Source organism: Guyparkeria sp. SB14A (assembly GCF_005096345.1).
GTDB classification, from domain to species: Bacteria; Pseudomonadota; Gammaproteobacteria; order Halothiobacillales; family Halothiobacillaceae; genus Guyparkeria; species Guyparkeria hydrothermalis.
Window position 1 is genome coordinate 110,491 of the sequence record NZ_SWAW01000002.1, and the last position, 13,395, is coordinate 123,885.

Here is a 13,395-nt window from a genome sequence, read left to right on the forward strand (position 1 = left end):
AACGATCAAACGAACTGACCTGGTCAACCAGAAACCGACGGAGAGACACACGTGGACAACAAACCCGATAACGCACCGGACACGCATAGCGAATCGGTCGGCGTCCCGGCCCCCGAAGGGGCGGCCAACCTGATCGATACCGATTACAAGATCGGGCAGGACAACTACCAGGCCGCGCCGATGGGCGTGAATATCGACATCCATGGCGCGGTGTTCGCCTTTTCCTCCCTGGTGATCCTGGCGTTCGTCGTGCTGACGCTCGCCCTGCCCGACCAGTCGACCGCTTGGTTCGATGGCGCCAAGAACTGGATCAACACCAACATGAGCTGGTTCCTGATCGGCGCGGCAAACATCTTCGTGATCCTGTGCCTGGTGCTGATCTTCTCGCCCCTGGGCCGGGTGCGGATCGGCGGGGCCAAGGCCGCGCCCGACTTCAGCTACCTGTCATGGTTTGCGATGCTCTTCGCCGCGGGCATGGGCGTCGGCCTGATGTTCTATGGCGTGTCCGAGCCGCTGTCCCACTACGGCACCTCACTGGGTGGCGTCAGCATGGGCGAAGACGGCGCACGCACCGACTGGGCCCCGCTGGGTGGCGCCGAGGGCGACCCGGCCGGCGCGATGAGCCTGGGCATGGCCGCGACCATCTTCCACTGGGGTCTGCACCCCTGGGCGATCTACGCGATCGTGGCACTGTCGCTGGCGATCTTCTCCTACAACAAGGGCCTGCCGCTGACCGTCCGCTCCATGTTCTACCCCCTGCTGGGTGAGCGCATCTGGGGCTGGCCGGGCCACCTGATCGACATCCTGGCCGTCTTCGCCACGCTGTTTGGCCTCGCCACCTCGCTCGGGATCGGCGCGCAGCAGGCCTCCGCCGGCCTGTCGCACCTGTTCGGCGTGCCCGAAGGCAACACCACGCTGGTGCTCCTGATTTCGGCCATCACGGCCGTTGCGGTGATCTCGATCGTCGCCGGCGTCGACAAGGGCGTGAAGCGCCTGTCCGAGATCAACCTGGTGCTGGCCTTCATCCTGCTGATGTTCGTCGTGTTCGTCGGCCCGACCCTGATGATCGCGACCGGGTTCGTGAAGAACCTCGGCTCGTACATCACCGAGCTGCCGTTCCTCTCCAACCCGTTCGGCCGCGAGGACGCCAACTTCAGCCAGGGCTGGACCACGTTCTACTGGGCCTGGTGGATCAGCTGGTCGCCGTTCGTCGGTATGTTCATCGCCCGGGTCTCGCGTGGCCGTTCCGTGCGCGAGTTCCTGGTCGCGGTCCTGCTGGTGCCGTCCACCGTCTCGGTGTTCTGGATGACCGCCTTCGGCACCACCGCCATCAACCAGCTGCAGAACGGCTTTGAAGGCGCGAAGAACTCCGACCTGCCCGTCCAGCTGTTCGAGACGCTGGGCCAGATGCCGATGGCCGAGATCACCTCGTTCATCGCCATCTTCCTGGTGATCGTCTTCTTCGTGACCTCGTCGGACTCCGGCTCGCTGGTCATCGACACCATCACCGCCGGCGGCAAGATCGACGCACCCAAGCCCCAGCGTGTCTTCTGGGGCGTAATCGAGGGCGCGATCGCGATCGCCCTGTTGGTGGGTGGCGGCCTCGCGGCACTGCAGTCCGCGGCCGTCGCCGCGGGCCTGCCGTTCACGGTGGTCCTGCTGGTGGGCTGTTATGCCATCGTCAAGGGACTGATGAGCGAACCGCGCGGCAAGTGACGCGCCCCGTGCCGGTCACGGCGGACTCCCGCCGCGATCGGTCCGGGTTCGACCAACGCGAAAGGCGGCCGTTCGGCCGCCTTTTTTCGTGTCTATCCAATCGACAATCCTTTGCCGGGGTCATTCCCAGAGTTCGCCCACGGGCGTCTCCGGGCGGTAATGGCGCGCGATCTGCGCCTGCAACAGTTCGGCCGTCGCCAATGCATCGAGCTTGGCGTGGTGCGCTGAGTAGCCCGGCAGGCCATAGCGGGTGCGGCTGTCGGCCAGTCGGATCGACGTGCGTCGCGCCGAGAACAGGCCCTTGAGGCGATTCCACCAGCCGGCACGTACCTGGCGTGCCTCGATTCTCATGGTGTCGATCACCGGGAACAGGCAACGCTCACCACGCCGGGCCAGCACGGCGGCGTCCAGGAACGGCCTCTCGATGCCGCGGTAATGAACCACCACCACGTGCCCGGCCAAGGCCGCCAATACCTCGTCGAGCACCTCGTCCAGGTCCGGCGCCCGGGCGACCTCCGCGTGGGTGATGCGGTGAAACCGAATCGAGGCTTCGTCCAGGGGCCGCGGTGGTCGGACGACCCAGTACCGGCCCGCCGACGGGCGGATACGTTTCAAATCGAACGGCACCACCCCGATCGAGACGATGGCATGACGGTGGACGTCCAGGCCGGTCGTCTCGAAATCGAGCGCCATCAGCGGCACGTCCTGCAAGGGCGTATCCGGGGCCGGCAATCCGGCGGCGTAGAACGCACGCAAGGCGGGGTCCCGGCAGCGATCGGCCTGGTCGGCAAAGAACGCCGCCCAGGTCGATTCGCTCCGTTGTTGATGCGCGGCGGCCGGGCTCATCGAGTCGGCATTGGGTAACGAAACCGCAGGAATTTCTGGGCGTTGCTCAGCACCTGGAACGCGTCCTTGAGGTTGTGGCGTTCGCCATCCGAGACGTTCTCCGGCTCGATGTTGTTGTCCGGGGCATGGTGATGCTTGAGGTCATACGCTTGGTGGCGGATACGCACCATGGAAATGAACTCGAGCGCGTAGCGCAGCTTGTCCGCCTGCCCTGCCGGCAGGGTGTTGGCCTTGACGATGTCGTCCAGCCGCTCGAACGAGTTCTGGGAACGTGACCCCACGGCCAGGGCATGCACGCGTATCACGTCCACGAGCGGGGCCGTACCGCGCCGCTTCAGGTTGATGGAGTTGTTGTGCTGCCCGTCCTTTTCCATGACGAAGGTCCGGAAAAAGCCAAGCGGCGGGGTTCGATTGAGCGCGTTACGAGCCAGCGCGGCGAGAAACAGCGGGCTGTGGCTCGCCCGCTCGGCGACCAGGTCCTGCAGTTGCTCGACGAATCGTTCTTCGCCGTGCACGGCCTCGAGATCGAAGAAGATCGAGCTGTGAAGAAGCTTTTCCGGGTCCGGTTCATCGATCCATTCGGTGAAATACCGCCGCCAGACCGACAGTGGCTGGCGCCACTTGTCGTTCGTGGCCATGATCCCGCCGCTGCAGTACGGATAACCGCAGGCATGCAGACCATCGCTCACGCGCTGGGCGAGTGCGGCGAACCAGGCATCGTGTTCGGCGGGATCGAACGAATCGTCGAGGATCAGGGCATTGTCCTGGTCCGTGGTGATGGTCTGATCGTTTCTCGCCATCGACCCGTTGACCATGAAGCAATACGGCACCGGCGGCGGACCCAGTTCTTCCTCGGCAAGCTCGATCAGGCGACGGATCAGGCTGCGTCCGATGCTGGACATGGCCTGACCGATCATCTGCGAGGTCGCACCGTCGTCGACCAGACGCACGAACGCCGCGCGCACGTCCGGCATCAAGCGGGACAGCCCCTTGACCGACCCCTGGTTGAAGATGTTGCTGACCAGGTACAGGCTGCTGTGCGTCTCGTAGCGCACGATATCGGAGAGATGCACCACGCCCACCGGCCGGCGCCGATGCAGGACCGGCAGGTGGTGCACGTTGTTGCGCAGCATGGCCAGCATCGCCTCGTACACCGATTCGTCCGACTGGATGGTGATGAGCCGGTCATGCTTGATTTCGGCGAGTGGCGTGTCACCCGGCCGGCCCGCGGCCAGCACGCGAGCGCGCAGGTCCTGGTCGGTCAGGATGCCCGTCAGGCGCCAATGGCCATGTTCCTCGCCGGCAAACGCCCGTTCGTCATCCGGGTCGGATTTCGAGAACAACAGGATCGACGAGACATGGTGCTCAGTCATCAGGCGCGCGGCCTCGTGCACCGGGGCGTTTTCCTCGATGTTGACCGGGCTGCGCGTCAACAACCGCCGCACCCGGCTGACCATCAGGTCATTCTCGCGCTCGTTCTGTTCGACGGTGGCCTTTAGGCGTGGCCCCGACAGTTCGACGAAATCCGCAAACTGGTCATCTTCTTCGCAGAGCTGATCGAAGACGTCGGCCGGGATCAGGTAGAGCAACGTGTCCTCGATGGCGCGCACCGGGAACCGGACGCGGCGATTGTGCAGCAGTCCCGTGTGGCCGAAAATATCGCCCTCCCCGATCCGGTTGTAGAGCTCGCCGTTGTGCCGGTAGACCTCGACCGCGCCGCTGCGAACGTAACGCAGGTTGTCGATCGGCTCACCGTATTCCTGGATGGTCGAACCCTCGCGGTAGTAGGCGACATCCGTGCGCGCGGCGATCTGATCCAGCCACTGGGGATCAAGCCGATCGAACGGCGGGTAATGCCGCAAGTGCTCGCGTATTTCCTGGACTTCCGCTTCCATCTACTGCCCCTGCCGATGGTGGTTGGCCGTGCTCAGGCGGCCACGCCTACGTGGTGCCGCCCAGAGAGAGGTTGGCATAAAAAAGGCGGGCTTTCGCCCGCCTTGTCCATCATCTTCACCGCTGGATCGTCAGAAGTAGTAACCGACGTTGATGTTGAAGATGGTGTTGTCTTCGCCGCTTTGACCCGGACCCGCCATGGCGCCGGTCACGAACGGCTGATTTTCACCATTGATGATGTCGAAGTAGGCATAGACACCACCTGCCGATACTGCCATGCCGGTGACGTTCATGTACGTGTCATCATAATCGTTGTTTTTATCGTAGATCAGGCTGTAATCGTTGTAGAACGTCAATGAGGAAACCGGGCCCCACTCGACCGGCAGCGTATAGGCCAGGTTCGCCGTAATCGCCTTGGCAGACAGCGGCCCCGTGTACAGACCCGCGTAATAGCCGTAATTCATGAATTGGGCGTCGGCATCGTCAAGATCGTATTCCCAATCCGTGTACTGCAGCTGCAGATTCCAGCGATCGTAATCGGCGACCAGGTGGGCGGCTGCCGCGCGGAAATCACCATCGCCACCCGGATTCGTTCCACCATCCATCTGTCCATACTTGATGGATGCACCCGGCTTGAGCGTCAACTTGTCGGTGACTTTGTAATCATACTCGGCGCGAGCCACGAGTGTGTTGACCGATTCGGTCGCACCCTGATTGCCGTTGTAACCCACGGCATTTGCCGAATAGCTGTCCGTATCACCGGAACCATCGAACTCAGGACCAAAATTTCGCTCGTCATTCTTCATGAATGCGAGGTCAAATCGCCAATCACCCGGTTCGTAGGTAGTGCCGACACCGAAGTCGTAGTTATCCTCGAGACCAACGTAGTACAGCGAGGAGAAGTAGAAGTTATGTGAGTTATACGGCAAGACGCCAAACGGCACCTGAAAGACACCGGCCTTCGCCATCAGCGCATCGGTGAACTCGTAACCGACCCACGCATGATGAATGGCCGTGAAGTATTCGTACCAGCGCCACTCTGCTGACAGGATGACGTCACCGATCTCGCCGTCGAAATTCAGACGGAACGTGTCGAAGTTCAGGTCACCACCACGGTCATTGCCATCATTGGCGTCGTTGTAGGTGTAGTTGAAGCGAACCGCCCCACCGACATTGATATCCGGCTCGGATGCCTCCGCCTTTTCTTCGGCCTTGGCCACCTTCTCGGCCTGTTCGGCTTGCTTCTGTTCGATCTGATCGTTGCGCGCGCGCTCCTTTTCGAGCTCGCCCTGCAGGGTTTCGACGCGTTGCTTGAGCGCTTCGAGTTCCTGCATGATCTTCTCGGCACTGGCGTCGCCCGTCGCCGCGATGCCCGCAAGCGGCGAGGTGCCGAGCGCCACACCGATGGAGATTGCCAACAACTGCTTCTTCATCATCGATCCCTCTTTATTCGTTGTTTATCAACGGCTCTGCTTGATTGGGTTTGTGATTATTTTGTGGCCCGAGGCCACGGTAACACGGGGTTCAACCCCCTAAGCGCGTAATCGGGCGGCCGCTCACCGCGCCGACCCCATCGATGTCACTCCTCGTCTCCATCCTCACCCACCGCGGCACACGGGTCGTCGCGCATCACTTCGGGGGCGACCCACATCAGATCGAAGGCATCCTCTGCCTCCGGGGCTCCGTCAAGATGATTTGTCGGCACCATGCCCACCGACATGATGCTGGGACGCTCATCTTCGGCCAGGCGTGAAAGCCAATACCCGACGCCGCGATCGAGACGCGCGTGCTGATTGCCCATCACCGCCACCACCCGATGGTCGGGATGAGCGTCCCGGGCGGCCATGATCGCCTCGGCCATCACCAGGTCGCGCGCGACCTGCGCTCGGAGCATGCGACTCGACATGGAGGACGGAATCTCCTGGCAGTGGGAGCGTTCCAGCACATCGATCAACTCGTCTTGCTGCTCATCCGGCAAGGACAGCGACGGGGCCAGATCATCGATCCAAGCGAGCGTCCCACCATCCATTTGGTCGCGCCATTCATCGCCGTCGGCCATCGCGACCGCCATGGCCATTTCGCGCGACAGGTTCAGTGGCCATAACGGCGCCCGATGCTGTGCCGCCCAGTCGAACAGGCGGCCATACTGATCCCATCCCCATCCATCGAAATCGAACCCGCCGGCCTCGGCGCGCTCTCGTCCGCCGGCAAGGGAATCGACGTTCATCCGGTCAACGTCATCGTCGTCGCGGCGATCGAGCTGTTCCATGGCAAGCACGACCAGACGGCCGGCGCTCCTCAGGGTGTCAAGCAGCTCGACCTGTCGGCGGTGGATCGCAGCCGAGTCGTGCACCTCACCCAGCAGGATCACATCCGCCCGTTCCAGTCCGGCCATGACCTGATCGTCGACGACACGTTCTCCCTGCCCGTTCCACCATCCGCCCACCTCGATCACCGGGGTCTCCGCCCGTGCGCCGGACAGCGCCACCAACAGGGTCACGACGGGCGCCACTCCCCCGCTTAACCACCACTTGCTCGGATGACGTGTCACGGCTGCATTCATTCGTCGAACATCGCTTGTAAATAGGCGCTGGCTTTAGGGCGGCCAATCTCACGTTTGGGTCGGCCAAAACGGAATGAACCGAAGCTTAGTAAAACGACAGCGATTTGCCCGCCATTGGCGATGTCGGCCTCATCCCCAACACGACCGGCGGAGACCAAACGCGACCATGCCATCGCGCACCGATGCTCACGGGACGGCACGAGATCGCTCGACTGAGGGGAAGGGACGGTCGTGACCCGAACCCTGGTCAAGCGTGTTGATGCACGAAAACCACAGGTGGTAAATCAGCGCAAAAACACCGCTTGCGTTCGCGGCCGAATGCTTTAATGTCAGCCGAATGGAGCGTCCGAACGCTGCACAGGGTTCCTGTCGCCGGCGGCTCGTGGCCTTCATCCGACCGGGATGGATGCGTGCTGAACACCCCGGCCGGTCGCCAGATCAGCACGGCTTTTAGAGTTTGTTTTCGAGATGATCAATATTTACGTGGGCAACCTGCCCTACTCCCAGGATGACCAGGGCCTCCAGGCCGCCTTCGAGGCCTTCGGCGAAGTCAAATCCGCCAAGGTGATCAAGGACATGGCTACCGGTCGCTCCAAGGGCTTCGGTTTTGTCGAGATGTCCGACAAGGACGCCGGCATGCAGGCCATCGAAGCGTTGAACGACTCGGACATGGATGGCCGCAACATCCGCGTCAACGAGGCCCGTCCGCGTGAGCGCAACAACGATCGTGGCGGTTTCCGCTCGCGTTTCTAAGCGCCCCTGAGAGTGACGTCGAAAAGCCGGCCTTGCGCCGGCTTTTCTGTTTCTGGGCCCCGGGCCGGCAGCCACCCACCGGGTCACGGCGTGACCGATTCAGCGGAGGCCGCAAGCGGTGCCTGGCGGGGCAAGCGGGGATAGCGGTGCAGATCGAAGCGGCCGGCGCCGAGCAAGGCCTCGGCCTCGACACCCGGCACTTCGAAGGCAAGGGAGTACAACGCGCCACCCTCGGCCAACTCGCGCTGGCACTTGCGCCAGATGCGCAACATCGGTTCCGGCGAGAGAAAGGTGAACACGGCGTCGAAATCGCTCCAGGCATCCCGCCAGAAGTCGCGGAACTCCACCCGACAATTCGCCTGCCCCCGACAGCGCCAACGAGCGGCCAGGTACAGCACGGGCGCCGTCTCGTACCCGGTGAAACGCACCTCGGGCAAGCGCCTCGCCAACGCGGCGATCAGATGCCCGTCGCCGCAGCCCATGTCGGCCAGGTGATGGATGTCACGCTCTCGGATCTCCCGTTCCAGCGCATCGATCACCGCCGTGCCGGATCGATACAGCGGCACCCGATGGCGAATGGCATTGAACTGGACCAGCAGCAGCACCACGGCCGCGGCCAGAAACCAGCCGGGATGAATCTGAAGCCCGCCCCACATGACCAGCGGGGCGAGGAGCAGCACACCACGCCACCAGGACGGCAACAGCCGCCACCCCATCGTCATGGCGAGCACACCGGCCACTCCGGCGATCAGCCAGGGCGCAGGTCTTGCCCCCTGCCAGTCGGCCCAGGCACGGGCCAGCAGCAGGCTCGCCAGGATGGCGAGTGCCAGCACCGCAAAGCCGATCAGCAGGGATAAATGACGCCGCACTGGTGATTAGGGCGTCGCCTAAGGCGTCGCTTGGGTTTCCGTGGGCGGGCTCGGGGTGGCGCCCTCCGTGTCGGGGGCCGGCGACTCCGATTCGCCCTGAACCCCCAGCAGGTCGTCCACGCTCATCGCCCCGTCGCGTGACGGTTCGAGGATTCGGCGCGTGGCCGACTCCTTCATCACCGTCATGGATATGCGGCGGTTCTGCGGGTCGAGCGGATCGTCATCGATGAAAGGCAAGGCATCCGCCATCCCGATGACCTGGAGGAACTTGTCCTCCTGGTAGCCGTATTCGGCCAGCGAGCGGCGGGCCGAATTCGCCCGGTCGGCCGACAACTCCCAGTTGCTGCGCCCCTCGCGACCGAACGGCCGGGCGTCGGTGTGGCCCTCGATCGACAGGCGGTTGGGCATCTCGTTGAGCACCGGCGCGAGCGAATGCAGGATTTCGTCGGCATATCCCTGCAGGTCATCCGACCCCAGCTCGAACATGGGCCGGTTCTCCTTGTCGATGATCTGGATGCGCAGTCCGTCCCGGGTGATATCGAGCTTGATCTGGTCCTTGTAGGCCTTGAGCGCGGGGTCGACCTCGATCAGCGACTCGAGGCGCTCCTTGAGCTCCTCGATCTGCTCACGCTCCATGGCCTCGATGCGTTCCTGGATCTGTTCTTCGGTCATGTCCGCCGGATCGGCGGTCTTCTCTTCGGACTGGGTATCACGCTTCTCCGGCGTGGGCTTCTCGCCGGCATTCACCTGTCCTTCCTGGCGGGTCAGGTCGTCCCCGCCGCCGTCGATCAGGCTCTCGCTCATGCCAGCGTTGCTGCCCCCTTCCAGGGTCACCTTCGTGGGGTTGGCGAAATACTCCGAGATGCCCTTGAGCTCCTCCTCGCCCATCGAGCCCAGCAGCCACATGAGCAGGAAGAAGGCCATCATCGCGGTCACGAAATCGGCGTAGGCGATCTTCCAGGCACCACCATGGTGACCGCCATGGCCCTTCTTGACCTTCTTGATGACGATCTGCTGATTTTGATCCGGTTGTTCGGCCACCGTGTCTCTACCCCGTGCTCAACCGGTTCACTTGTTTTCCTTGAGGAAGGTCTCGAGCTCGGTGAAGCTCGGTCGATCCGACGAGTAAAGCACCTTGCGGCCAAACTCCACGGCCACCTGCGGGGGATAGCCGTTCATGAAGGCGATCAGCGCCGCCTTGATGCTTTGCTGATACTTGGTCGAATCGTTGATCTTGTGCTCGAGGTTGTTCGCGACCGGATTGACGAAGGCATAGGCGGCGAGGATACCCAGGAAGGTCCCCACCAGCGCCGCGGCAATCAGCTTGCCCAGTTCGGATGGCGGCAGGTGGACCGATTCGAGGGTGTGCACGACGCCGAGCACCGCCGCGACGATACCGAACGCGGGCAAGGCCTCGCCCATCTTCGCGATGGCCGAGCGCGGGAGATCCGCCTCCTCGTGATGCGTGTCGATATCGAGATCCATCAAGTTGTCGATCTGGTGCACGTCGAGTGTGCTCGAGACCATCAGACGCAGGTAGTCGGTGATGAACTCGACCGTGTGGTGGTCCTTCATCACGGTGGGCGCACTATTGAACAACTCGCTGTTTTCCGGGTCGTCGATGTCCTCCTCGATGGCCATCAACCCCTCCTTGCGCGCCCGGGTGAAGATCGCGTAGAGCAGCGCGAGGGTCTCCATGTTGAGCTTCTTGCCATGACGAGACCCCTTGAAGGCCGTGCCAAAACCGCCCATCGTCGCCTTGAGTGTCTTGGGCGAGTTGCCCGCCACCAGGGCAGCACCGGCCGCCCCGAAAATGATCAGGTACTCGATCGGCTGGAACAGAATGATCAGGTGCCCGCCGGCGAGCATGAACCCGCCGATCACGCTTGCCAGCACCACCAGCCAGCCAACTGCAACCATCATGGTGTAATCGTCCCCAGGTTATTTGATCGTTTTTTTATTTCAGTGCCTTGCCAGCAATCTCTGCCAGATCGGTAGAACAATCGCGACGGTCCAGCATGCGCTCGAGTTCGCCACGCATCCGGTCGGCTCGACCGCCATCGTAGCGACGCCACCGGCTGAATACGGTCGCCATACGTGCCGCGATCTGCGGGTTGAAACCGTCGATCTCGATAATCTTGTCGGCAACCCAGCGATATCCTGAACCCGTCGATGCGTGAAAGGCGACCGGGTTGCCGCGCGAAAACATGCCCACCAGCGCGCGCACCCGGTTCGGGTTGCGGATCGAGAACGCCGGATGCGCCTCGAGCGCCGCGAGTGTCTTGGTGTCGTCCGGTTCGACCATCCGCGCCCGCAGGGCAAGCCACTTGTCCATGACCAGCGGATCGTCCTTCCATTCCTCGGCGAAGGCCTCCAGGGCCTCGTCTCGCTCGTCGCTGGCCCGCAACGACAACGCCGTCAGCGCATTGAAGCGCTCGGTCATGTTGTCGGCTTCCTCGATCTGCTCGACGGCAAGACGCCGCCACGCCGGGTGATCCAACGCGTTGAGGTACCCCAGCACCTGGGCACGCAGTGCCCGGCGCCCGACATCGACCCCGTCGAATCGGTACTCGCCGTCAACCGCCAGTTTCTCGAAGGCGAGCACCAGGGTCTGCGACCACTCGTTGGCCAGTTGCTCCCGCAATTCGACGCGCGACCGGTGAATGGCGTCCACCGGCACGTCCTGGTGAAACTGCTCGGCGACGTAGTTCTCGCTGGGCAAGGTCAAGCATTCGGCGACAAAGCGCGGATCGGCCCCGCCCTGCGTGCTCACCGCCGAATGCAGCAACCGGCCGAAGGCCGCACTAAGGCCCTCGGGCAACTCGGTTTCGAGCCAGTCGCCCTGCCCCTCGGCCTGGCGGATGCGTTCGACCAGGGTCTGCAAAACCAGCCGCTGGTAGGCATCCCAGCGATTGAATTCGTCGGTGTCGCTGCCGGCCAACAAGGCGAGATCCGCGGCATCGTAGTCGTGTTCGATCTTCACCGGGGCGGTAAAACCGCGGTTGAGCGAAAGCACCGGCAGATCGGCGCCGGCCGTCAGCGTGAATCGACGGCTCTCATCGATCCTGGAAAGCACCAGGGTCGTTTGCGTCTCGCCATTACCGTCCGGGCCACCCAGCGAGACCGGTTTCCCGCCCCCGTCGAAGGCCGCGATCTCAAGCGGGATCAGGAACGGGGCGTCGTCCTCCTGGCCGGCAACCGCCGGGATCTCCTGCCGGAAGTCCACCACCAGGTCGTTACCGTCGATCCGCTTTTTCACGTGCACGATCGGCGTGCCCGCCCGGTCGTACCAGCGACGGAACTGGGCGGTATCGAAATCCGCCTGCTCGGCCATGGTGTCGATGAAGTCCTCGATCGTCACCGCCTGGCCGTCGAAACGCTCGAAGTAGCGGTCGGTGCCGCGCCGGAATTTCTCCCAGCCGAGCAGGTTGTGCCACATCCGCACCACTTCGGCGCCCTTGTTGTAGACGGTGGCGGTGTAGAAATTGTTGATCTGCTCGTATTCCTTGGGCTGCACCGGGTGGGCCTGCGGGCCGGCATCCTCCGGGAACTGCACCTGGCGCAGGAGGTTCACCTCCTCGATGCGCTTGACGGCCCGCGAGCCCATGTCCGCCGAGAACTCCTGGTCGCGGAAGACCGTGAAGCCCTCCTTGAGCGAGAGCTGGAACCAGTCCCGGCAGGTCACGCGGTTACCCGACCAGTTGTGGAAGTACTCGTGGGCCACAACCGACTCGATGCCCTCGTAGTCGTGGTCGGTGGCCGTCTCCGAGCGCGCCAGGATGAACTTGGAGTTGAAGATGTTCAGCCCCTTGTTCTCCATCGCGCCCATGTTGAAGTCGTCGACCGCGACGATATTGAACACGTCGAGGTCGTACTCGCGACCGTAGGTTTCCTCGTCCCAGGCCATCGACTTGATCAGCGAGCGCATGGCGTGATCGCAACGGTCGATGTTGTGCGGTTCGACGTAGATGCCCAGATCGATCGTCCGGCCCGACGCGGTGGTGAACTGGTCGTGGATCGACTTGAGATCCCCGGCCACCAGCGCGAACAGGTAGGCAGGCTTTGGGTGCGGGTCGTCCCAGACGGCCAGGTGCCGGCCATCCTCCAGGTCACGCGACTCGACCGGGTTGCCGTTGGAGAGCAGCACCGGGCAACTCGCCTTGTCGGCGATCAGCGTCACCCGGTAACGACTGAGGACGTCAGGGCGATCCGGGAAGAAGGTGATGCGCCGAAAGCCCTCCGGCTCGCACTGCGTGCAGAAGTTGCCCGACGACTGGTAGAGCCCGTCGAGCTTGGTGTTGTCGACCGGGTCCACGCGGCAGACCAACGTCAGCGTGCAACGATCGGGCAATCCGCTGATCGACAGACCGTTGTCACGTTCCTCGACCTGTTCGGCGGCCAGCGGCTTGCCGTCCAGCTCGATCAACTCGAGCGTCAGCTCGTCGCCATCCAGCCACAGCGACTCGTCATGAGACCCGTTGCGCCGCACGGTCAACGACGACTCGACCCGGGTACCGCGAGCGGCGAGCTCGAAGGTCAGGTCGACATGGTCAATCAGGTAGTTCGGCGGGCGGTAGTCGGCGAGGCGGACGGTCTGCGATTGACGTTCGGTCATGGTGGCCTTGGAGATGACAGCGTTAATTGAGTAGTCGAGTCCCATGAGCATATCAGCAACCGTATCGATTCCGTGCCCGCGGCCGGTGACCAACACGCCAAGCAATGACCTAGGGCATCAGGCATAATGCGCCCCCATCT

General features: G+C 63.1%; 11 protein-coding genes. 2 read left to right on the forward strand and 9 right to left on the reverse strand.

Features of this window, described 5'->3' with window-relative positions:
- Window positions 1-51 precede the first annotated feature (51 nt).
- The gene (locus FAZ79_RS01585; RefSeq protein WP_136866159.1) at window positions 52-1,716 is read left to right on the forward strand and encodes a BCCT family transporter; all 1,665 of its coding nucleotides are present in this window, start codon (window positions 52-54) and stop codon (window positions 1,714-1,716) included.
- A gap of 120 nt (window positions 1,717-1,836) precedes the next feature.
- On the opposite strand, the gene FAZ79_RS01590 is transcribed toward FAZ79_RS01585, so the two are convergent.
- The 5 genes from FAZ79_RS01590 to FAZ79_RS11425 all read right to left on the reverse strand — a co-directional run bounded on the left by FAZ79_RS01590 (window position 1,837) and on the right by FAZ79_RS11425 (window position 7,191).
- Window positions 1,837-2,562, reverse strand: coding sequence for a 3'-5' exonuclease (locus FAZ79_RS01590; protein WP_136866160.1), 726 nt, complete (start codon window positions 2,560-2,562; stop codon window positions 1,837-1,839).
- Window positions 2,559-4,457 carry a DUF294 nucleotidyltransferase-like domain-containing protein gene (locus FAZ79_RS01595; protein WP_136866161.1) on the reverse strand — a complete coding sequence of 633 codons (1,899 nt, stop codon included), beginning with the start codon at window positions 4,455-4,457 and terminating at the stop codon, window positions 2,559-2,561. Before FAZ79_RS01595 ends, FAZ79_RS01590 begins: the two co-directional genes overlap by 4 nt.
- 129 nt (window positions 4,458-4,586) lie before the next feature.
- Entirely contained in the window at window positions 4,587-5,891 is a 1,305-nt protein-coding gene (locus tag FAZ79_RS01600) for a carbohydrate porin (protein ID WP_211238770.1), read from the reverse strand.
- A gap of 143 nt (window positions 5,892-6,034) precedes the next feature.
- On the reverse strand, window positions 6,035-6,955 hold the full coding sequence (locus tag FAZ79_RS01605; RefSeq protein ID WP_169303520.1) for a ChaN family lipoprotein: 921 nt from the start codon (window positions 6,953-6,955) through the stop codon (window positions 6,035-6,037).
- Between the two features lie 59 nt (window positions 6,956-7,014).
- Window positions 7,015-7,191, reverse strand: a complete 177-nt coding sequence (locus tag FAZ79_RS11425; RefSeq protein ID WP_156574014.1) for a hypothetical protein — start codon at window positions 7,189-7,191, stop codon at window positions 7,015-7,017.
- Window positions 7,192-7,489: 298 nt separating this feature from the next.
- Between FAZ79_RS11425 and FAZ79_RS01610 the strand changes: the two genes are divergently transcribed.
- Window positions 7,490-7,771 carry an RNA-binding protein gene (locus FAZ79_RS01610; RefSeq protein ID WP_197039285.1) on the forward strand — a complete coding sequence of 94 codons (282 nt, stop codon included), beginning with the start codon at window positions 7,490-7,492 and terminating at the stop codon, window positions 7,769-7,771.
- Between the two features lie 83 nt (window positions 7,772-7,854).
- On the opposite strand, the gene FAZ79_RS01615 is transcribed toward FAZ79_RS01610, so the two are convergent.
- Genes FAZ79_RS01615 through pepN form a run of 4 tightly spaced genes read right to left on the reverse strand, consistent with a single transcriptional unit; the run spans window position 7,855 to window position 13,255 of the window.
- The gene (locus FAZ79_RS01615; protein ID WP_136866164.1) at window positions 7,855-8,640 is read right to left on the reverse strand and encodes a class I SAM-dependent methyltransferase; all 786 of its coding nucleotides are present in this window, start codon (window positions 8,638-8,640) and stop codon (window positions 7,855-7,857) included.
- A gap of 18 nt (window positions 8,641-8,658) precedes the next feature.
- A complete protein-coding gene (gene motB / locus FAZ79_RS01620) occupies window positions 8,659-9,681 on the reverse strand; it encodes a flagellar motor protein MotB (protein ID WP_136866165.1) in 1,023 nt (340 codons plus the stop codon).
- A 27-nt stretch (window positions 9,682-9,708) separates the two neighbouring features.
- The gene (gene motA / locus FAZ79_RS01625; RefSeq protein ID WP_136866166.1) at window positions 9,709-10,563 is read right to left on the reverse strand and encodes a flagellar motor stator protein MotA; all 855 of its coding nucleotides are present in this window, start codon (window positions 10,561-10,563) and stop codon (window positions 9,709-9,711) included.
- 34 nt (window positions 10,564-10,597) lie between these two features.
- Entirely contained in the window at window positions 10,598-13,255 is a 2,658-nt protein-coding gene (pepN, locus tag FAZ79_RS01630) for an aminopeptidase N (protein WP_136866167.1), read from the reverse strand.
- Between the last annotated feature and the right edge of the window lie 140 nt (window positions 13,256-13,395).